Here is a 23,209-nt window from a genome sequence, read left to right as displayed (position 1 = left end):
TTACACTTGAAATTCTCCCAACGCTGCTTCTAACTGCTCTACCTGATAAAGCATTTTTTCTGAAAGCGTAGAAAGCTCTTCCACGATCTGCACCTGGTTCTTCGTCTTTCCATTTGCCGCTGTTATCGATTCAAAGGCCTCCGCTGTCACCTCCGAGATGTGTTCCATCTTATTCACCGATTCTTCCTTTTCCGTGCGCATCCTTTCGATGCTCAGCACAATGGCTTCCACCTTCTTCACCAGGGCCTCCACCTGCCCCTTCATACCATTAAAAGAATCGCGCATATCCTCTACCGCAATTTCCTGATAGCTAATGACCTCACCCGCATCGTTTGCCGCATTTACCGTACGCACTGTTTCTTCTTTTATCTCATCCACAATGCTTCTGATCTGGCTTGCTGCCGTCAAAGACTGGTCTGCCAGCTTCTTGATAGAATCCGCCACGATGGCAAAACCCCTTCCCGCCGCACCTGCTCTGACCGCCTCGATGGCAGCATTTAAGGACAGCAGTGTGGTTTCTTCCGAAATGCTGTCTATGGTATCCACGATGCCGCCTATCAGACCTGATTTCACTCTCAGCTCATCGATGGACTCTATGACTTTTTGGGTTATCGCAGAGGTTTCCTCTGTCTTTTCCCTCAGAATGTGCATTCTGTCGATGCTGTCTCCGATGGCAAAGGTCGTTTCTCCGGCGATCTCCCTGATTTCCATAGTTTCCGTATCTACAATTCCAATATGTTTCGCCAGACTCTCCAGCTTCTCCACGCCGTTCTTCGTATCGCTAGCCTGTTCGAACAGTCCTTGCTCTATCTGACCTATGGCGGCCGATATATAAGCTGCAGATTCCGAAATAGTCTCCGAGGACTTTACAACATTCTGTGCGGACTGCGCTGCCTCAAGGCTCACAGCTTTCACATGACCCATCAGCCCGTTCATACTTTCCAGCATGTGATTCATATGCTTCGCCAGCGTTCCGAACTCATCCTTCCGATTCGTGTGCAGACGAATAGAAATGTCTCCTCTGGTAATGATTTCCATCTTATCGATAAAATATTTAATAGCCCGGCTAATTCCCACTGCGATTCCACCGCCTATCAAAAGCGCAATGAGGACGGATGCCAATATGACAAAAAAAGTCAGATACTTGATATCCTCCACCTGTCCCGTAATCTCCGACTCGGGAATCAGCATGCATACCATTGCCCCGGTATCCGCTACTTTGCGGTATAGAAACAAATATTCCCTTCCCTCAAGAGACACGTTCTCCATCGTTCCCAGGCTTTCCTCCTCAGCCTTGGCCCGCTCATAGAAATCGGTACCGTAAAAACACGTTTCTCTGCTTCCGTTCCCGGAAATCTCTACTCCATCTCCTGTTACAAAGGCGATTCTGCAACTCTCTCCCATCTGTATTTTGTTCAGGATGTCGGTGACCGCCTGCTTATCGATATCCATGGCGAGAAAGGCTTCCTTCCGGTAAAAAGCTTTCACCATGCGAATCGCATAATTATTGCTGTCGACATTTAAAGTTTCGTCAATGATAGAAGGCTTGCCGAACCAGTAATAGGTCTGGGCGTCTTCCAGCAAGGCTTTTCCCTGCTCGGACTGCGTATACTCCGAGAACATATTTAAAGTAGATTTCTTATTCGTAGATAAGGAGGGAACACTATCCGAGAAAAGATAGATACTCTGTAAAAAAGTGTCGGCAGTTACCTTCGTGGTAATCTCCGACTTCTTGTCTGTATAATAAGTGGATTGGTCTGCCTTCTTCGCTACCATGCCTCCGGTCAGATAGTCCGTCACATTGGTATCCGACAAATATTCCACCGCCGCACCACTTACCGTATCGAATCCAAATTCCAGATATTCTCCCAGCATGTCCAGCGATTGCAGGGTAAATGTTTTATAATTCACTTTTATAGCACCAGAAGCAGAGGTGTACGCCGCCACCCCTGCTATAATAATAAATCCTATTAACAAACAGTAAGAACCCGCCAGCTTGAACCGTATGGTCGAGAACAGATTCTTCTTCCATTTATTTCTTACACGTTTAGATTTCACCATATTCCACCTCTTCATGTTATTCGATCATTCCATTAACATGAACAGGCAACTGCGCAAACACCAAATCTAAAATGATAGATTTCAATAATCCTTGGTCGATTCCTTCAGGCGGATCTCATATCCGAACAGATTGTTCGTATTGACCTCCTTGCCCTCCATATAATCGATTAATATTTTCCCGGCATTCCTTCCTAGCTCGCAGGCATCGAAATCGATAGAACTTATTGCGGGTATACGATTCTCCAAAAGGCTGCTGTCATAAAAAGAACCTACCTTTACGTTGTGAGGAACTTCGACATTTTCCTTATTCAGCTTATTAAGCACATAGAGACAGATGGAGTCATCCGTACACAGAAGGCAATCCACCCTCTTTCGAAGCAGTTCTTCTACCGCGATCTCCGCCGCCACATAGTTCTCTACGTCCATATAAACCAGACCCTGGTCGGCACTTCTTCCCGCCTGCACCATCGCCTCCTCGTAGCCTGCATAACGGCTCAGATTGACAATAAGCCTTTTATTGCCTCCTATGAGACCTATTTTCTCACAGCCCTTAAGGATCAACATGGAGGTGAACTCCTTGCACGCCGCCTTGTGGTCGTGATCCACGCGCAGAACATTCTCGTCGTCGTAGCTTCCGATCGCAAGAAAGGGAACTTTCTTTCCTTTAAGGAAATCGATGGCCAAATCATCCACATTCGTCCTCGCCAACACGATGCCGTCCGCCTTACGGTTGCCAACAAGATTCTTCAGATGAGAAATGTCGTTCTGGCTGCTGGATGTAACCAAGAGATTATAGCCGAAGGTCTCCGTCACTTCTAAAAGTCCCGTCATACACTGTTGAAAAAAGGGAATCTCCACCACATTACAGTCTCCGGGCATCACCCAGCAAATGTTGCGGGTCCTGCCGGAAATCAGTCCATTTGAGCCAATGCCCGGCATATAATTATGCTCCTCAATGTAGTCGAACACTCTTCTTCTCGTAGCCTCACCGATTCTTCCCTTTCCGGAGATGGCTCTGGATACGGTACTCTCGCTGACACCAAGACTTTCCGCCACATCTTTAATTGTTAATTTCTCAGTAACTTCGTCTCTCTTCGCTAAGCCCACACTCTCCGCCACACTGTCTTTCTCATCAATGATGTCAAAAATGCCATATGTTCATATTATCAACTGGCTCCGGCTTCGTCAATGTGCCAATTCACTAAGAAACGCCCACGTAAATTAGTTAAATCATCCACTGTTTGCGACTTTTTTATCCTTATTCCCCTATTGTATATTGCTTGTCATTCACATACTTTTCCTTTATAAATATAAGCAAACTTAATAATGAGAAACATGAAATACTCAAAATTTTATATGTAAACCAATAATGTTCTTGGGAATGGTTTGCAAAAACCAAAAACCACATAATAGGTAACACAGATATAAGAAGGAAAGCCACTATGGTTGAAATTTCATTTATAAATATATTACTTATCCTATTTTTCTTAAACGTCAAATCCTTAATAAAATATAGGCATATCATAATCCCCATTCCTACAAAAGGCCACTTCATTAATACTCCAAAATTTTTTATTATTGCATCCATACGACTTGTGTTTTCCACTACGCCAACACTTGAAGATGTCCTAAACATTGCCTGATTAAGCGCATCTGAAAATATATTACTTTGTAATAAAAGACTTCCAACGCTCCATTTCCCCATCCACATACCGAAATAGCCGCACCCCCAAGTTATAAGTCCTTTCATAAAATCATTAACATAATGCTTTTTAGAATTTATACGGTTATTTAAAATTATATACAATGTCATTAATATTCCAAATGAGGAAAGAGGATATGTAAGAAGATCCAAATAGCTAGTAATTACTCCCGTAAAAAATAATAATGTACAAAAATGTGAAAATTCTAAATGTTGTCTTTTATAATATATATATAATAAATAAATGGATGATAGTAAAATTATATAATATATCGAAGAGTACTGCAGCGATAATGCAGCTGTTAATGGATTCAAAACAATCAGGGCGCTTCCAAACGCCAATAAATTTTTCTGAATATTATTTTTATAAAATAACGATACTATTATACATATTAAAATGCTCTGCATTATAAAGTTAAAAACTCTAAAATCCGTATATTCAAAAAAAAGAAGAAAAATTTTTAGAGGAACTAAATATCCATGCCAGTACCTTGCATAACTAACAGCATAATAATCGAAATCTGCATTATTGGCATAGTTAGTTAACGCTAGTGTTGGAGATAAATCATCACAATCAATATGATAATTATTCATTGCTTCATCAAGGAGACTTCCTCCTTCTCCATAAATAGCTGCCCCTAACATAATACTGTCTGTGTAATTATCCAATTGAGTATACTTATATCCATTAGCCAACTGTGGATATATTCCTTCATAGTCAAAAACAGAACTAGACCTAGCTACGTTTTCTTTCATGCTTGCCGTTGGTAAAATATAAACCGCTAAAATCAACAATGTACCCGCTATAATGCAGATAACCAATTCTATCAATCTAATAAAAACACTCATTTTTTTCATAATATTCAGCTTTATCCTCCGTACTCACTCTTCAGAATAAAATCAAAACTTTTTTATTTTCTAATTATCTTAATAAATAGAAAGTTTCAAAATAACACTATCTTTTAAAAAGTATATCATACGAATAGCATAAACAAAATAACTAATTAAAAAGATGCTTGTTTTATGGTTATTCCTAATTTTAGTTTGCACAAATATAAAACTTATACAAAATCTTCTACATATTAAAAAAGCAACTATATAGTTAGTATTAGTAATTTTGTCATCCGCAACTTTTCACATTACAATGTCGAAGGCTTTATTCGTAACTTTTGTAGTTAGCTTTACGACCAACTTAGTGTTGGACTTGAAAGGTCCTACAGTCCCGTTTCTCCAACCTTTTCGTCAATTTCTTCTGTTCTTATCATAATATCATCGTTTCCAATATGCCATTTTCCATTCTCCCCAATTACCGGAGAGACAACGCTTCCATCTCCGTAACTATGTATACGTACTTTCCACAGTCTTTTTTGCATAATAATTTTCTTCTGCTTTAAAATTTACTAATTATTTTATTACACATGTTAGCCATAATGCGGAACATATATTTGTTTATCGCAACAATATAATCATCGGAATTAACCATTAAATATCTATTATGTATTTTAATTATTGTTTTAATCGTCTTTCCTTTTCTGTTTTTAGAGTTTATCCTTCATCAAAACAATCTTTTCTGCTTTGTTTTTTTCTATTAGATATCCCCATTATTTTCATATTAATGCCAGCCGATACAAATGTAACAGTCTTAAGCTCGTAATAGCAATTGGATAATGTAATAATGCATAATACATTAACATTTATTATAGTTCATAAAATTCAACAAAAATACACCCGCAGACATATGTACCTTCCACGAATATATTTTTATATTACTTATTATTTGTCACCTTATTTTACGGAAATGATTTTAACGGTAAATAATTTGTTCAAAGCAAACTACAGCATATTTAAATTATAGTCATGGAAGAATAACAAAATATATATCAGAAATTTTTTATCCTTATTTTCCCGGCTTTTTTATATTTACTTTGCTATTGTATTCCGTCACGGCCGGATCCTTCATATCATATACCCGGTACCACTCTTTTGTCTCCGTATTTTTCACAGTCTCCGAGCGATTCTTATATAAAAATCTGGTCAAACTATAGCAATCGATCCATATCTCGTTATTTCCCTCTTTCTGAGACTCGTCAAAAATAAGCTGTAATCCCCAGTGAAGATGGGTTACTTCGATATTGTTCACGTTCTCCTTCGTGCTGTAGCCCGTATGTCCCATGTATCCGATCACCTGTCCGGCAGTAACCACGCTGCCCTCCTCTAACTCCTTGAAATAGGGGAAGTTCTGCCGCAGATGAGCATAGTAATAATATCTCTTCCCGTCAAAGCTGCGGATTCCCAGACGCCATCCGCCGTACTGGTTCCAGCCGATGGCCTCCACGTAGCCGGATTCGATGGCAATAATGGGCGTTCCCACCTGTCCCATCATGTCATGGCCGAGATGAGGCCTGGAATATCCGTAGCTTCTGGAAGTTCCGAAATCGTCATAATCGTTATAGGCAAAGCCTTTCGCCACGGGGGAAAAGGCTTTTAAGCCGTAACACGACTGCCATTTTACCGTCCCGTCCTCCATTGGCTTTTGTATCTCATATTCCCCTACGAAGCCACCCAGCACAGCGGTATAAGCTTCCAGATAATAAGCGTAATATTCCATATCCTTCGTCAGTTCCCTCATCGTCGTATCCTTGGAAGTGATTTTCTGTGCAGCCTTGCTTATCTCCGATACGCTTCCCTTGGGAAACTTTCCTCCATTCTTAGCTCCCGCATAGGCCAGCAGCTCGATCCAGTTTAGATGCACCGCTTCCTTATCCTCCAGGTTCTCCTTATACGTGTCCACATCCCACTTATAAGCTTCACACAGGGCCTCATAAGATATATTGAAATCCACCCATTTGATATACTTCTTTTCCGCGAATACTTCCAGCTCTATCGCCTGATCTTCCTCCTCCGAAAAACCGTCTCTTAGAAATCCTGCTGTCCAGACGATTCCAAAACAGCTAAGAAGAATACACTCTATAATTACCGCCCTTTTTATTTTTTTCAGATACTGCATATTTCACCATCCGGTATACCTCATAGAAATATATGAAAAAGAGCGGGGTTCTATTCCCCGCTCCTGAATTACAGCAATTTTTCGTATAGGTAATCCTGCATATTGAAGTAACTTTGCACTCTTTCATAATTGTCCAGAATGGCAGGAAGCCTCCGATCGTATTCTTCTTTTGTACATTTCTTTATAACAGCTTCTATATTATCGATATCCTTTAACGATATTTCTATAATTCCGTCCTTATTAAAATAGCTGTCTATCTTGCGCGCTCCAAGGTAAATGGGAATGGTCTGGGCGGCAAAGCAGCTGGTGATCCTTTCCGTAAAAAAATAGTCCGACAGTTCATTTTCAATGGCAAAGGAATATCGGTAGTTCCTCAAGCTGTCATCGATGGACACATATTCGCCTCCGTCAAGAGTACCCATCACGTCCGCCAGCCGGTTTCTTTTACAGCAGCGCGCAATTTCCGCCCGTACTTTATGGAGCTCACACATTTGCTTGTCGGAACAAAGAATGGATATATTTTTATCCTTCTCAGCATACGCATTACAGTGTATGATTTCCGGATTACTCCGCCCATACCACACCTCCGCGCATATCGGGTAATATTTAGCATTTTGCAGAGAATCTAACAGCCTCTCATCATAAGTAAATATGGCATCGAATTCACGCTCAAGCCCCTTATGCTTCTTAAACATAAGATAGTCCTTCGGCACAATCGCTCTGGATTCTCCCAGCATTCCATACTTTCTTAGCGGCTTTCCCATAGTCTCAAGCATGGCACGGTGCGTATAAAAGTGCGTGTCCAGTCCCCAGTTATAGCGGTCCCACAAGAAATGCTTTCCTACATTGCCGTATGGATTATGGGCGGTATGCATATCTCTAATAAAAAACAGCTCCATAGGCTGTCCGCTCTCATTAAAAATGGGGGGCTGCTTAGAGCTGATACCCGCAGCATGATTATAATACGGCTTATAAATCTTTGAATTCTCCCTTATTGAAACAACCTTATTCCTCACCTTCCGGTATACGCCCATATCCATTCTTCCTCCAAAATAAAAAGGAGCCGTGTCCACCGATGATAGCTCATCCAATTTCACACAGCCCCCTTACCCTTCTATAATTCGGGCTCGATCAGACCATAAGTATTGCCTTTTCTCTTGTACACTACGTTTACCTGATCGGTCTCCGCATTGCAGAATACGAAGAAATTATGTCCCAAAAGCTCCATTTGAATACATGCGTCTTCCGGATACATCGGCTTGATGTCAAATTTTTTGGTACGGATGATCTTGATTTCCTCTTCATCCATATAATCCTTCTCTATGAATTCTTGTTTGAAAAAGCTTACAGACTGCTTCTGGTCTACCAGCTTATTCTTGTACTTCTTTAACTGTCTTTCGATAATCTCTTCTACCAGGTCGATAGAAACATACATATCGTTGCTTACCTGTTCCGAGCGAATGATACTTCCTTTTACCGGTATCGTTACTTCTATCTTTTGCCTTTCCTTTTCTACGCTCAACGTTACGTGTACTTCGGTCTCCGGATTGAAATATTTCTCCAGTTTACCTATCTTATCCTCTACCGCTGTCCTTAAACCTTCAGTAACATCGATATTCTTACCTGCTATAATAAACTTCATATCACTCATCCCTTTCATTGGATTATTGTACAAGCATTATACCATATTCCAATGACCTTGTGCAACAAATTAGAGATTTTGTTTTAGCTTCAAGACTTTTGTAAAGTCAATACCACTTTCGACATTTTCCGATAAAAAAGACATTTTTATCAGAACTATACAAAACATGCGTTCTAAAGGTTACCATAATTTCCTTCCCTCTTTTACTCCCAAAACATGTGGATAATGTGTATAACTTCGTGTATAACTGCCAAATGCCTATTTTTAGGCACTTTCCTATGTGGATAACTTCAAAACTTTATTAAGTGTATTTTGTATTGTTATTTTGTTCTTTGTGAATCTTGTACAAGTCGCAAATTGTCAAGATGATTTTGAATTCCCTCCGGTTTTCCCCACTCAAACGGCTCTTGCAATTCGGATGAAGATAATCAAAAAGGCGAATGCCAGAAAGCATCCGCCCGGTTTGTCCTATTATTTCTCCGATTAAAAAATTCTTCTAACAGAAAGAGGTGTTCTATAGTTAGCATTGGATACGATGATGCCTGTTTTAGAGGTAGAGGCATGTACAATCTGACCGTTTCCAATATATAACGCCACATGTCCGGAATAACATACGAGATCACCCGGCTGTGCATTTTCCAATCCGTTTACTGCCGATCCCACGCTTCTATCTGCCGACGAAGAATGAGGCAGACCAACGCCGAAGTTCGCATAAACACTCATAACAAATCCTGAGCAATCTGCTCCGTTCGTAAGGCTCGTTCCACCATATACATATGGATTGCCCACAAATTGAAGTGCATAATCCGCTACGGAACGTCCCATTGCGCTTCCGCCGCTGGAAGCATATGTAATCGTCTGCTTGGAAGAGCTCGACTGAGTAGCTCTTGCTGCCGCAGCTTGTGCTGCTTTTCTCTCCGCTTCTTCCTTAGCAAGTCTGGCAGCTTCTTCTTCCTTTGACTCTGCCTTGACGAATTCCGTCGAAAGCGTTATGTAATCTGTAGAAACATAACCATCGCCTTCTTCTATGTTCACCTTTACCCAATCATCCATTTCTTCCGTTACGATCAATTGATCTTCAATCGGTATCAGGCCGAGTACCGTCGCATCCATTCCGGGCTGCTCACGTACTTTCAGGGTCGTGGTTGTAACCGTTGCAATTCTCGTTCCTACTTCCTTTGCAAGTGTGATGGCATTCTCGCCTGTCACGCAATATTCACTTTTCACATAACCTGTCACAGAGCCGGAATTGATTTGATACCAGCCGTCGGTCTCCGAAATAAATGTTCCTACCGATTTATCATAAAGCTTTCCAACGATTTCTCCATCCTCACTCGGGGTATTTCTTACATTTACATAATCATTTACTTTTGCAATAACAAGGCTCTTAAAACCTTCCTCTTCATCCTTCTTGTCCAGCTTCTTCTCTACGCTCTTCAACACGCTTTCATCTACGGTAGATGCGTCGACCACCTTCGTCTCTTCAATGGTCTTTTCCGCTGCTTTCGAAGTATCTCCGGAAACAGTCTCTCCACTTCCCGTTACGGATGTTGTATTCGTGCTTCCTGCGGAAACAGAAGCCTGGGTGCTGTTATTCGATGTATTTCCCGATACACCGGCACTATTTGTGCTCTGAGTCATCTGCGTATTCGCTTCATCCTTAATATTTTTCAAAGAAGTTGCATTGGAAGCCAAGGTATAATCGATTCCTGCAGACGGCAATACAGAAGAAATTCCCGTCGCCGCGTTTGTCTTTATGTCAATACTTGAAAATGTAAGAACTGCTGTTACTGCACATATTACAATTTTCACGTTCTTATGTCTCATACAAGAAATATCCTCCGTTAATTGTTAACGCTAGTACTTAATTTATTACAAATTTATTACATCTGTAAAATAATATAACACCTTTGTAATACTTTGTCAACGATAGGATACATTTACCAATTTTTTCTTATTCCAAATACGGCGGTTATCATAATCATACAAAAAATGTATACAATAGTAAAACTACTGACAATAACCCGCACATATTCAACGGTAATCATATTCCCTGTAAACTTCGCCATCGGAATCTCTTTGTCATTATTTTGTAATATCCATCCGTCAAAATCTGCCGGCAGCTTCTCCTTATCGATAAACACCGGTTCCTGCTCCACTTCATCGCTCTGGCTGGTGGGCATGTAGATTGCCGAGGGTCTGTTCCAGTTCACCGCGTAGATCCCGCTGGTCAGAATTCCGATCAAAATGCTGATTATAGACCACTTCACCACATTTTTCTTAAGCTCCTCAAGGCATGAAGCCATAAATCGTGTTCCGGCTTGTTTGCATCGTACAAAGGCGAGAAGTGATTTCTCCGCTATGCTATAACCGGGCGCAAATAATAATTTTTCGCCCTTTCTCTCTTCCAGCATCTGAAACAGTAAACTTCCCATGAATATGATGGATATATTTTTGAAGGAAGTGTTGAACAAAAAGGGCTCTGAGGCTCCTGCGACGAGAATACCTATAATAATAGCCAATTCCTCTCTTCTATCCTCTTTTAAAAACCGGCGTATCATGACGAAATATGCCGCCATAAGAAATGCGAACAAAAAGATGCCGTAAAGAAGCAGGCAGCTCACATAAGAGCAGTCTATCACATAATTCTTCGGTGCCTCTGCCAAAGAGCTTCCGAATAAAGTGATTTCCTGATGAGTCAGAAAATATCTGGATAAATTGAACCGGGTATTAAGTACTTTATTAAAAATATCAAATAGCTTTCCGGTAAAAACCACAGGGCCTGCAATAGAAATCAGCGAACAAAAGGGCAGCACAAGCTGTATGCAAAAGCTTTCGAATCTGGTAATTCTCTTTCTTGTCACCAAATAGCACCTGGCAATCAAATAAACACCCGATAGGATAAATCCCGTGTAACTGATGGAATAAAGAAAAATATAACAATCACCAATAAACAAAAGTCCGGCGGTTATCCATGTCCATTTTCCCTTGGGCTGAAATACATAGAAAAAGAGCATCATAAAGATAACATATGAAACCTGAAGTACATTCGGATGAGGAAAGCCAAGACTGTAACGCAGTATATGTCCAAGTCCCAGCTTGTTATGAGCAAGAATCAAATCGTTGCTCAAGCCAAAAAGATGGATGAGTATCAGCCCCCAGAACGTAATGGTCCATATACACAACCCCAGTTTAAAAACCTTCTTTACGGATATATTCTTCATTCCAAGCAGAAGCATAAATAAAAAGAGTATTCCTTTTTCTCCCGAATTCAAATAAGCTATGATACTGAGCATTCCCAACAACGCTGAAACGAAATATTCTGCCGGAGAATATTTGGTAAGAATTACTTTTATCACAAAACAGCCCGCTCCCGTCAGTATACCCAGATTAAACAGGAACTGTCCCTCGATCAGTCCGAGTCCCTTTGTAAACAGCATGGTAGAAAAAAACAAATAAAAAAACAGTTCCTCCCAGCTCAGATTCAATTTTTCTTGCAAAGTAACTTTCTCCAGCTTTTTCATCTTTTCACTCCGCTCGTTCCCATTATTGTCTGCTCCTTCTCTTCTTCAATATCATCTCAACGATTGTTTTCGCGTATAACATCAAGGTTCTGAACTCTTCGCTCCTAAAATTAAATACGAAAAAGACCAGTGACGATATGATAACACTTATTATTCCCTTAACAAGAATATCTCCAAGCAAGAATTCCAAATAAAACAACGAGGAAATTTCCCCGGCTATTGCAACGGTAACGCCTAAAAAAATTAAGCGTAGTAAGAATTTTAAATAATATCCATAAGGTTTTTCTTTTATATAATATTTATATACCACTACGGTTCTTCCTAAATAAATCAAAAGATGTCCAACCACTGTTCCTATCATAACTCCTGTAACGCCCACAAGGGGTGTCAGCATAAGAGAGATTATTATGTTAACAATTGCAGCGGCTATCATATAATTTCTATCCCCGCCAAAATGTCCGAACGTATTACGAAAATAATTCATCGGATTATTGCAGATTGCAATAAAAATATTAACGGAAAGTACTATTAAAAAGGATACGGGGAGTTGGAATTCTGTCTTTTTCAGCCACCAGAGAATAAAATCCTGACCAACGATGACTATTCCTGTCGCTGCCGTTAAACCCATGTAAAATCCAACAAGATCCAATGCTTTGAAAAACTTTATTCCCTTTTTTTCTTCATCATCATACACAAGGTTACCAATGCTCGCTTGCAACGCTTTAAATATAGAAAGAATAAATTCCTGAATTTTAGCGGAGATCAGTCCATAATTACTGACCAGCCCATCCATTCTTACTCCCAACATTGCCGTAATGATGATATCACTAGAACTACCATAAATCGTAATTGCAACCTTGGTAGCCATCATATTTTTCACATCATGCCATAAATCAAGCTCTTTTATATCCGCTTTAGTGATTTTCACCCTTGCGATCTCCGGGTATTTCTTCCTCGACCACCATGCGATAATCAGATTAGATATAACATTATTAGCAATGGAAACGAGCAAATATCCAATGTAACTTTGGAATTTAAGCAAGACAAAAATTTTGAGCAAGGTAGCTGCGATGCTCATGACTGTATCTACCATAGTGCAGAAGTAAATTTTCTGATGCGTAACGAAAAGAATCCGTCTGTACGCTAAAAAGTAAGTACATATGGTGGCAAATAATTGCAGGAAATAAATGGTATAGATAAATAACCGGTCCTCTCCCGCCATTTGTTCTTTTAAAATGTAGGGCAGAAAGAAGCAAGCAACAATACCTGCAACAAGCACAAATCCTCCTACGATCTTATATACCATTTTATAAATATATAAAAGCTTCCGAATCTGCTGGGTGTTATTGGTAGCAATCTCACTATACATATGATAGGTGATAATTCCGGCAATACCCATCTCTGATAACGTAAGGAAAGAAAAAATGGAAGAAAACAGTCCATCATATCCTAAATAATCTACCACGAGAACATCGAGGAAAATACGTCGTGTCAGCAGATTGAGTCCCAGCAGTAAAAGAGCGGAGCCCCATATATAAACTAAATTGACCAGTGTGTTTTTAATTCTCATCTTTGTACCCTTATGCTATTCCATATCTTTTCAATTTCCTCCCCTGTTTTATATGCCTCTTTTACATAACCGGGGATGACTTCTTCCAAGTGCTTCCTTATATCCTCTTTGTAGTCCGACAACCATTGGAAAGCATCGATAAGCGCTTCCTCGTTTTGCAGCTGCTGTACCTGAAGTACGTAATTATCGTAGGTTCCGAATAAATCCTTTGCAATTCCCTTTGCTTTCACAGAATATCCCACCACCAAAGTGGGAACACACGCGGAATATGCCGCAATCGTAGCGTGAGTCCTGGCACCAATAAACATGCAACAGCGGGCAATGTACCCTTTCAGCTCCTCGCAAGTCCCGTCCTCTATCATAACCACCCTTCCGGTATTCTTAAATTCTTCAAACAGCTCCTTTATCGGCACTCTATCATCGTTTCTTTCCCATACCACATGAGGAATTAACGCAATCTGCATATCCGTCGCCGCTATGATATGATGGAGCAGTGCTTTATAACTTAACATGGTAATTCCCTTTTTGCTCTCGTTATCCTGAATCATAGGGCTGACATTAATTCCAATCGTATTGCCCTGAATAAATCCATCCGGCAACGGAAGTTCCTTTTTCCTTAAAGTAAATGCCGGATCAGGAATTAAGAACAGCTTTTCTTCCGGCACTATCAACTTTAATGCTTCATAAGTAATCGATTCTCTTGCTATAATCGTTAGATACCTGTTCAAATCTTCCTTTAAAGCGTCATTTAAACCTTCTCTTAAAAAAAGCTCCGGATCAATAGAGCAGCCTAAAAGCACTGTTTTGACTCCCCTCTCCCCAAACGCTTTATTGGCTAAAAGCAAGTCCTTAAGCATCATGTCATAGCAGTAATTATCACCGCCGATAGAAATCGCCAGCGGATAAAACTTTTTACCGAATACAGTACGATAGCGATAACGGATAAAGGATTCTGGATCTTTCATCACTTTTCTCCAGATATAATACATCACATGAGCAAACTTATGCCTCGAAAATTGCCGCTCTTCCTCCAAATAGCAAAGAGCGGTATCTTTTGATGCCGCAAGAGAATATTTCCGGTCTTCAGCCTTGCTGTTAGTCAGCACTAAAACATCTTTCTTCAGCATATGACAAACGCTGTTGACAATCGCTTCACAGCCATGATTTCCGCTTCCTGCGTGCATGTATAATAAAATTCTATCTTCTTCCATCCTTTTTACTGACATCAATTTATCCCTTTATCATTCCTCATCTTTTCAGTTCGTCACATTCCTAAAGTTATTTGTGCAATCCGTCTCCTAACCTGAATAAGAACCGGACAACATTTATATAAATAAGCTTAGGATTTTTCAATAAAAAATATAAAATCCTGTTTATCTTGTTTCCAACAATTACAGGATAAGTCATTACGATGTCCTGATTCCCATTACAAATTTCGCGTACTTTAACAGAATAGTTTTTCCGTCCGCCTCTTATTTCATTTTTTAAAGCGAACATCAACAGGTAAATATATTCCTTGTCCCCTTGCATTTCGCCATTCTGTCTCTTTTTATCCTCAAAAATTTCTTTTATTACAGAACGAAGAGTGCATATTCCTTGGTATAGCTTCTTATCATATTTATGGACCATAGAATCATAATTGTAAAAATAATGATAAAACAGTGCTTCTTCCATAATAACCAGACGCTCACAGTCTAACAGAGCCGGCAGCACGATGTTAACGTCTTCTCCAAACGTAATATCGGGATTACAATATTTCATATTGTCTTCTATCAATCTTCTGGAAAAAAGCTTCATGCACCTTGACATGGAGACCAAACGATTTTCATGTCCCAGCAACTGATCTTTTACGTCTGTTTCTAATTGCTTTCCTTCGTATATTCCCGGCTTAAGTTCGTGATAATGCTTTGTTACCTTGTATTGCCCGGAACTCATATCATCGCCCGTAAAGCGGTCTATCACAAAATTACAGCAGATAATTTCTTTTTTATCAGAAGGTATTTCCATGGAATCGGCATTGCCAGCGGAAAGAAAGGCATACATTTCTGAAATCATATCCGGTTCTACCCAATCATCGCTATCCACAAAGCAAAGATATTTGCCGTCACTCGCCCTGACTCCTGCCTGCCAAGCGGAAACTAATCCGCCGTTTTCCTTATGAATCACTTTCACCCGTTCATCCACCTTGGCATATTGATCACACATAGTCGGAGAATTGTCGGGAGATCCGTCATTCACAAGCACAATTTCTATATTTTCATAGGTCTGGCTCAATATGCTGTTTACGCATCGTTCCAGATACTTTTCCACATTATAGACCGGAACAATAATGCTGATCTTGTGCATCGATTCACTCCATTTTCTACAGAAAATAATTCTGAATGCTAGTCACCGCGTTGGCGCCGTCGGCTACAGCCGTGATAATCTGTCTGAGCTTCTTAGTTCTTACATCTCCCGCTGCAAAGATTCCGGCCGTGTGCGTAACGCAGTCCTCATCCGCGACGATATATCCTCTATCATCACATTTCACGGCATTCCCGAAGCTTTCCGTATTGGGATGGATTCCTACGGCGATGAATACACCGTCCACCACAAGTTCCTTTTTTTCCTCAGTCTTCAGATCTCGCAGAAGAAGGCCCTGAACCTGATCCTCTCCTTTGATTTCCTCCACTACCGTATCCCATATCACTTCCACATTATCAAGACGGCTTAAACTTTCCTGAAGGATATTAGCCGCCCGAAGTTCGTTTCTTCTATGAATCAAATATACCTTCTTGCTGGTTCTCGCCAAGAAAATCGCATCTTCCACCGCTACGTCGCCGCCGCCTACTACCGCCACAGTGCGGTTCCTGAAAAAGGCACCGTCGCAAGTAGCACAGTAGGAGACACCCATACCGGCGAACTCTTCTTCTCCCGGCACACCCAGCTTGGCATAAGAGGCGCCGGTAGCGATTAAAATCGTTCTCGTTTCATAATCTCCCTGGCTGGTGCTAATGCGATGTATGCGCTTCCTCCTGCAGGCGTCTAAATCGATATTCGCCGCTTTCATATCCTGCATGGGATGTTCATTACAGCCCGGCGCGTCAATACTTTTAATGCCCGTCACCTCTGCTTCCACGAATTCAATCTCCATATTATCCGCATGTTCTCTGAACTTCATGCCCAAATCGAAGCCGTTAATTCCCGGTAGTCCCAGATAATTATCCACCTCATAAGTGGTAAGCACCTGACCTCCGCTCATTGTACTCTTTTCCAAAACCAAGGTTTTGAGACCTGCTCTTTTCGCATATATTGCCGCCGACAACCCTGCCGGTCCTGATCCGATAATCACTAAATCGTACATAGTCATCCCTCTATTCTTTCTTATTTCAACACCATCCGCCGTCCATCGTTATAATCTGTCCCGTCATATATTCGGGTGCATCGATGATCTGCAGGATGAGTTTCGCCGCTTCCTCCGGCCGTCCGAAACGATCTGCCGGTATTTCTTCTGTAAGTGCCCTGCGTTCCGCTTCGTCAAAGCACTGGTTCATATCCGTATCAATTACGCCGCAGGCCAACGCATTCACACAAATGTGACTGGGGGCCAGTTCCTTTGCCAACGCCTTGGTAAAGCTGTTCACTCCGCCCTTGGAGGCAGAATAAGCCACCTCCATAGAAGCACCCGCGCTTCCCCATACCGAAGATATATTGATAATCCTTCCTGATTTCTTTTTAAGCATAAGCGGGATCGCAAGCTTGCAGGTATAAAATACGGAGCTCAAATTGGTATCTATTATTTCCTGCCACCTGGAAACTTCCATTTCAGACAAAAGACCGATATAAGAAATGCCCGCATTGTTCACCAGTACATCCAAATCGGGAATATGACCGAAAAGACCGCTTACTTCTTCATAGCTCCCCATATTACATATATATGCTGCACAATGAATATTGTAATTTTCTTCCAACTCATCTTTCAGTTCTAATAATTTCTCTTCCGACTGCCTGCATGTCAAGTACAAATCATATCCTGCTTCTGCCAGACTCTTTGCTACGGCACGGCCGATACCGCGGGACGCTCCGCTAACAAGCGCTGCTTTGCCCATATATTATTATACACCTCTCCATTAAATCAGATTCTTAATTCCGTCACATATTCTACGAGCCACTACCGGATTATTCATCGTAAAAATATGTATGCCTTCCACTTCGTTCGAAAGCAGATCCACGATCTGGTCGATGGCATATGCCATTCCCGCATCGAAAAGAGCCTCTTTATTACCGCCGTATTTATTCAGAATTTTTGCCAGCTTAGGAGGCAGAGAAGCTCCGCACATGGTCACCATCTTCTCTATCTGCGCTTTGTTCGTGACTGGCATAATGCCCGGCTCCCGCATCCACCTTTTTCTTAAGATTGCGTATATCGCTTATGGGATCTGCCGCCTCCAGATGGGTCTCGGGATAGCAGGCTCCGCTCACATGAAAATCTCCGTTTTTCTTAATGAACTCCACCAGTTCTCCTGCATATCTGAAATCATGCCTGGGGAAAACCTCGGGATTAATGTCGCCTCTAAGCGCCAGTATATTCTTAAGCTGTGCTGCCTCAAGCTGCTTAAGAAGAACACGTATTTCTTCTTCGCTGTGATTTATGCACGTTAAGTGTACGAGCGGCTCTATTTTGTATTCTTCTTTTATTTTTTTCGCAAGCTCTACGGTTTTATTTTTGCCGCCGCTCCCTCCCGCTCCGAAAGTCACACTGATAAAATCAGGATTCAGCTTCGCCAATGTAGAAAGCGTCTCATCGATACTTAGAAGCGCCGCTTCTTTCTTCGGAGGAAATATTTCAAAAGACAGCACGGGTCTTTTTTCTTTAAATAGGTTTTCTATAATCATGTCTTCAGCCTTTCGTACCCGCCACCCCAAGGGGTGTAAACTATAAACAGACATTTAGTCCGTTTCGTTATCTATTCATTATACTTTATATCCATATATTTTTCTACTTCTTAATTCGATTTATCCTTTCCCGGCTCCTCTTTTGTTACTGTTCACTGCGTTCACAGTAACCTCTTTTCCTAATCGGAAAGCGCCCCCGCACAGAGTTTTTCTATCTCTTCCTGATACAGCGAAAGCTCTCTTCTATCCACCATGGCCGGCTGTACCCCTTGCCTTGTGGAGCTGATGCCCGCCGCATAGGAGGCGAAGCTGATTGCCTGCCTTATTTCATTGCCTTCGCTTAAAGAAACAGCCAACGCACTGATGAAGGCATCCGCTGCTCCGGTACTGTCCACCGGATGAAAGCCTGCTGTAGGCACAAATCCCTGATATTTCGCATTTTTTAAGTAGCAGCCTTTTTGCCCTAAAGTTATAATTACATTTTTAACACCCTTTTTTATGAATATATCAGCCCTCTCCTCCACCGATGATGCCTGGGGAACCAGAAGTTCAGCCTCTTTTTCGTTAGGTATGAAATAATCGACATCCTGAAACAAACTTTCCCTCATTCTTTCCACAGCCGAAAGCTTCAGTATGACCGGGACCTTCATCTCCCTGCATTTTTCAATCGTGTATTCTACTGTTTCTTCCGGAATCTCCGAGGTCAAAAGGCAGTAAGCAGCACCCTCCAGCAGTCTCTCGTATTGGTTTATCTGACTGCAATCCAGCTTCGCATTGGCTCCGGGATAGATGACGATGGTGCTGTCTCCTCCCGATGCGACATTAACATAGGCCCTTCCCGTAGAGACCGAATCATCGAAGACGACCCCCTCTGTTTTTACTCCGCTGTTTACCAGGCTGTTATATATCGTTTTTCCGTCGCTGTCGTTTCCAAGTCTTCCTATCATATAGACAAGACCCTCCAGCTTACCGGCTCCTACCGCTTGATTCGCTCCCTTTCCTCCGGGCAGGGATATGATGTTTCCCGCCTTTACCGTCTCTCCCACCGTCGGAATACGGCTTACGCCGATCATACAGTCCATGTTCATACTGCCCACCACCACGATTTTCCCGCCCCGTTCATGTCCTGACGGCGCTGAAACACTGCTTCTTTCGCATATATGCTGGGAAATCTTCTCCTTAAACTCATGAGCGGACTTTCTGTCCTCCATCATTTGAATCAGGACATTCACTCCCCGCGCACCGATTTCATCCATAGGCACATGTACGGCCGTCAGCTTCGGATAAATCTTTTCCGCAAGAGCACTGTCCCTTGTACTGATAACAGACATTTTATTCGGAATTCCATCTCCCCGCTCCCTGACTTTCTCATAAACGGCATTTCCCATCTCTGCACTGGAGCATACGATGGCCGTCACATCCGCCTTCAGGCACCTAGCAATTCCCTCTCTTTCGATTTCTTCCTCGGTACCCATGAAAATCCATTCCTCATCCGGAGAAACAAACCTTTCCTTATATGCTCCCCGGTATCCCTCCCTTATGTCCTCCTCATCCTTTTCCAAAAGGCATGCAATTCTCTCATGCCCCATTTCAAGAAGGTAACTGACCGCAAGGTATCCGGACTCTTTCATATCGAAATAAAGATCCGCAGCAGCGTTTTTTATTTCGCGCTCTCTATTTTGGATGCGCACGATGGGTATCTTCATTTCCTCCGGTGGCTCTGTGTCCTGACAAATGGAGATAATGCCGTCCACGCCTTTATTGTTAAATATTTGATAATACTTTTCCGCCTTTTTCTCATCCTGTGCCGTATTGCACAGCATGATGCCATATCCGTTTTTGGAAGCCGCTTTTTCGATGCTGTAAAGCATGTCTTGTACGCCGTATGTATTCTCGGCCAGAAGCACACCTATCATATTCGTCTTGGGAGCCGCACTGTTTATTACCTTGGAGTAAGGAACATACTGGTATTCCTTAATGATTTCCAAAACCTTTTTTCTCGTTTCCACGCTGATATCCGCATCCTTATTGTGTAGAATCTTGGATACGGTAGATGGTGACACACCGCATAAATTGGCAATGTCTTTTATATTCATACGAGGTTCCCCTTTCGTGAGCAAAATTTTTAAATATTATACCACATTTTTCCTGTTACTAACAACGAGCTGTACGTTTCCCCGATTATCCCGATATTAAGCATAAAAAGGCACGAGGTTCTCCTCATGCCTTCCTTCGTCTATTTTATATGCTCATGCTTTTGAGCACTTCATCCGTTTCCTCTCTGCTGGGAATCGAGGTCTGCGCTCCGTTTCTCGTTACCGCGATGGAGGATGCCGCGTTGGCAAAGGTCACCGCCTCCTTCTGCCCCTTCCCTTCCGCAAGCGCTACCACAAAAGCTCCGTTGAAGCAATCGCCTGCTGCTGTCGTATCCACGGAAACCACCTTCCTTGTAGGAAATATCTCCGTCATACTCTCATTCACAAGAAGCGCTCCTCTCTCACCCAAGGTAACCAGCACGTTCTTTACCCCCTTTTGCAGGAGTGCGCCTGCACCTTCAATAAAATCTTCCAACGTCTCTCCGCTCCGTCCGCATAGTTTCATAAGCTCCGTCTCATTAGGCGTAATATAGTCAAGCCTCGCCAGAATTTCGTCAGGAAGAGAGTCCGGCGCCGGTGCGGGGTTCAATATAACCGTCTTTCCCAGCTCCTTCGCTCGTTTTACCGCATAGAAAATCGCCTCATAAGGTATCTCCATCTGCAAAATGACATAATCGCAAGCCTTTATCGCATCGTCATGCTCCTGCAGATAAGAGACGTCACATTCCTGATTAGCTCCTGCAACTACCACAATGCTGTTGCTCCCATTCTCGTCTACATATATGCTGGCCGTTCCTGTCTTCTGCGTCTTGCTTCTCTTAAAACAGCCGGTATCCACTCCATTTTCCGAAAGACTATTGTTTTGTATATCTCCGAATTCGTCTTCTCCCACGCAGCCCAGCATCATCACATCTCCGGCCAGCCGCCCGGCCGCACACGCCTGATTGGCACCCTTTCCGCCGGGAATATAATTAAGCTGAGTTCCAAGAACCGTTTCCCCTACAAGAGGCATACGCTTCATCTCGATCACCATATCTACATTCAAGCTTCCGATTATCAGTATTTTCTTTTTCATCTTAAAAGTCTCCTTCCTCTAAGAGAGGGGCTATTGAATTGCTGTAAATCACCTTGAGAAATATTTTTCCTAAAATATTTTCTCTATATTTTCATATTACAACTTTTCCCGAGATTGTCAATACATCTTAAAATATTATTGAAGACTTCGCCAGTTTTATGTGCAATTCCACGGCCATGAAGCAGCCTGCTTAAAAACTCCTTATCTTATCCGTCCCATCATCTACCGTTTTTTCTATTTTCTTCACAACGATATAATAACTAAAACTGTCATTCACCTGTACGCACACTCTATCTCCTACCTTGTGCCCTATAAGTGCCTTCCCTATCGGCGATTCCGTACTGATAAGTCCTTCCAGCGAATTCCCCCTCATAGTCGTCACTATTTTATAAACTTCCAAGGCTCCATCCTCTTCAAACATCACCTCTACCGTATTATTAACGCCAATCTCATCCTCCTTCGATTCATCAGAAATAATCTCCGCAGTCTTTATCATCCTCTCAAGAAAACGAATCCGGCTCTCGTTTTTATTCTTCTCCCGCTTCGCCGCATAATATTCGAAGTTTTCGCTAAGGTCTCCGTGAGCCCTGGCTTCCTTTACCGCCTCCAGCGCTTCCTTGCGGATTATCAATTTCCGGTGTTCAATTTCTTCTTCCATCCTTTTAATATCGTTCAATGTAAGCTGATTGTTCATAATCCTGATTCCTCCCCCATGTTAAGTAAAATAGCGAGCAACGCACCTAAATTTCAGTCCAAAAACCTCATGGAATTCTTCTCCGTATTCAGAACTGCACGACCTCCAACCGGAAGTATTGCATGGTTCTCCCCATGTCCGAAATCATCGCAATAGGCTACCGGAATATCATATTTTTCGCCAAGTCTTCTAAGGCGGTTCAAAAGCTGTTCGGAAAGCGTATCCGAATAATTGCCGAAAAGCACGCCGGAAACATACTCCATAAAACCGCTTTGCTCAATGCAGGCCAGATACGAGCTCACCGCAGCAACGCTGCTGAAAGCTTCAAAGTCCTCCATAAACAAAATATACTTTTTGCTCCGGTCTAACTGTAAATACGGGGTATTTATGGAAAGGGCGAAGTTCCATGTATAACCGCCTATCAATGTTCCTTCTCCAATTCCCTCCTTCAGAGAATACCATTTACTGTTGCTCACAAAGCAGAAAGCATCCCTTCTCACCAAATGTGAGGAAAACTGTTCGAAGGTATATTCCTTCAGATCCCGGAAATGTCCCGGCGATTGCCCATAATATGTAATCAGACCCGTTTTGGTGTGAATCGCGTTCAAAATGGAGGTACCGTCACTATAGCTCAAAAACAGCTTGGGATTCCTCTTTATAATCTCATAATCTATATAGGGAAGCACTTCAATACTTCCGTAGCCGCCGCCGAAAAAGATCAGCTTGACCTCCGCATCTGCCGCCATTTCATTCAAGTCCCCGGCGCGTTCAGCCTCACTGGCTAAATATCCATAAGTATCCTTATATAGATTCCTCCCGGCCTTTACCTTAAACCCCTTTGCCTCTATCCCGGAAATAATTTCCGCATAACCCTCCATCGTAGCCACATGGCTGGGCGATATAATACCGATAGTATCTCCCGGCTTCAATTTCTCCGCAAGCATCTCTTTTTCCTCCTTTTAC

At 42.0% G+C, this 23,209-nt stretch carries 18 protein-coding genes and 1 pseudogene; all 19 read right to left on the bottom strand.

Annotation, left to right across the window (positions count from 1 at the left end; all coding sequences use genetic code 11):
* Complete coding sequence (locus V6984_RS04860) at positions 1–2,061, bottom strand: methyl-accepting chemotaxis protein (protein ID WP_342758672.1); 2,061 nt, start codon at positions 2,059–2,061, stop codon at positions 1–3.
* Between the two features lie 81 nt (positions 2,062–2,142).
* Positions 2,143–3,180 carry a LacI family DNA-binding transcriptional regulator gene (locus V6984_RS04855; RefSeq protein ID WP_342758671.1) on the bottom strand — a complete coding sequence of 346 codons (1,038 nt, stop codon included), beginning with the start codon at positions 3,178–3,180 and terminating at the stop codon, positions 2,143–2,145.
* Positions 3,181–3,319: 139 nt separating this feature from the next.
* Positions 3,320–4,621, bottom strand: coding sequence for a hypothetical protein (locus V6984_RS04850; protein WP_342758670.1), 1,302 nt, complete (start codon positions 4,619–4,621; stop codon positions 3,320–3,322).
* Between the two features lie 356 nt (positions 4,622–4,977).
* On the bottom strand, positions 4,978–5,136 hold the full coding sequence (locus tag V6984_RS04845) for a hypothetical protein (RefSeq protein ID WP_342758669.1): 159 nt from the start codon (positions 5,134–5,136) through the stop codon (positions 4,978–4,980).
* Positions 5,137–5,660: 524 nt separating this feature from the next.
* Entirely contained in the window at positions 5,661–6,770 is a 1,110-nt protein-coding gene (locus tag V6984_RS04840; protein ID WP_342758668.1) for a M23 family metallopeptidase, read from the bottom strand.
* Positions 6,771–6,838: 68 nt separating this feature from the next.
* Entirely contained in the window at positions 6,839–7,861 is a 1,023-nt protein-coding gene (locus V6984_RS04835; protein ID WP_342758667.1) for a glycosyltransferase family 10 domain-containing protein, read from the bottom strand.
* Positions 7,862–7,884: 23 nt separating this feature from the next.
* On the bottom strand, positions 7,885–8,412 hold the full coding sequence (gene hpf, locus V6984_RS04830) for a ribosome hibernation-promoting factor, HPF/YfiA family (protein ID WP_342758666.1): 528 nt from the start codon (positions 8,410–8,412) through the stop codon (positions 7,885–7,887).
* Positions 8,413–8,895: 483 nt separating this feature from the next.
* Positions 8,896–10,239 (bottom strand): SH3 domain-containing protein, encoded by a 1,344-nt coding sequence (locus V6984_RS04825; protein ID WP_342758665.1) that lies wholly within the window; start codon positions 10,237–10,239, stop codon positions 8,896–8,898.
* 113 nt (positions 10,240–10,352) lie between these two features.
* Positions 10,353–11,936, bottom strand: a complete 1,584-nt coding sequence (locus tag V6984_RS04820; protein ID WP_342758664.1) for a hypothetical protein — start codon at positions 11,934–11,936, stop codon at positions 10,353–10,355.
* Positions 11,937–11,958: 22 nt separating this feature from the next.
* On the bottom strand, positions 11,959–13,506 hold the full coding sequence (locus tag V6984_RS04815) for a polysaccharide biosynthesis C-terminal domain-containing protein (protein ID WP_342758663.1): 1,548 nt from the start codon (positions 13,504–13,506) through the stop codon (positions 11,959–11,961).
* On the bottom strand, positions 13,503–14,732 hold the full coding sequence (locus tag V6984_RS04810) for a polysaccharide pyruvyl transferase family protein (protein WP_342758662.1): 1,230 nt from the start codon (positions 14,730–14,732) through the stop codon (positions 13,503–13,505). Before V6984_RS04810 ends, V6984_RS04815 begins: the two co-directional genes overlap by 4 nt.
* A gap of 52 nt (positions 14,733–14,784) precedes the next feature.
* Positions 14,785–15,852: a glycosyltransferase family 2 protein gene (locus V6984_RS04805; protein ID WP_342758661.1), complete on the bottom strand. Its 1,068-nt coding sequence runs from the start codon at positions 15,850–15,852 to the stop codon at positions 14,785–14,787.
* 16 nt (positions 15,853–15,868) lie between these two features.
* A complete protein-coding gene (locus tag V6984_RS04800; RefSeq protein ID WP_425324231.1) occupies positions 15,869–16,849 on the bottom strand; it encodes an NAD(P)/FAD-dependent oxidoreductase in 981 nt (326 codons plus the stop codon).
* Between the two features lie 25 nt (positions 16,850–16,874).
* A complete protein-coding gene (gene ymfI, locus V6984_RS04795) occupies positions 16,875–17,594 on the bottom strand; it encodes an elongation factor P 5-aminopentanone reductase (protein ID WP_342758659.1) in 720 nt (239 codons plus the stop codon).
* Positions 17,595–17,615: 21 nt separating this feature from the next.
* Positions 17,616–18,381: pseudogene (locus V6984_RS04790) on the bottom strand (methylenetetrahydrofolate reductase).
* Positions 18,382–18,560: 179 nt separating this feature from the next.
* Complete coding sequence (locus V6984_RS04785) at positions 18,561–20,477, bottom strand: PfkB family carbohydrate kinase (protein ID WP_342758658.1); 1,917 nt, start codon at positions 20,475–20,477, stop codon at positions 18,561–18,563.
* Positions 20,478–20,622: 145 nt separating this feature from the next.
* Complete coding sequence (rbsK, locus tag V6984_RS04780; RefSeq protein ID WP_342758657.1) at positions 20,623–21,552, bottom strand: ribokinase; 930 nt, start codon at positions 21,550–21,552, stop codon at positions 20,623–20,625.
* 190 nt (positions 21,553–21,742) lie between these two features.
* A complete protein-coding gene (locus V6984_RS04775) occupies positions 21,743–22,246 on the bottom strand; it encodes a transcription elongation factor GreA (RefSeq protein ID WP_342758656.1) in 504 nt (167 codons plus the stop codon).
* Positions 22,247–22,299: 53 nt separating this feature from the next.
* Positions 22,300–23,190, bottom strand: coding sequence for a S66 peptidase family protein (locus V6984_RS04770; protein ID WP_342758655.1), 891 nt, complete (start codon positions 23,188–23,190; stop codon positions 22,300–22,302).
* Between the last annotated feature and the right edge of the window lie 19 nt (positions 23,191–23,209).

This window comes from Kineothrix sp. IPX-CK, from assembly GCF_039134705.1.
GTDB lineage: Bacteria > Bacillota > Clostridia > Lachnospirales > Lachnospiraceae > Kineothrix > Kineothrix sedimenti.
This window is presented reverse-complemented; position numbering and strand designations above follow the sequence as displayed.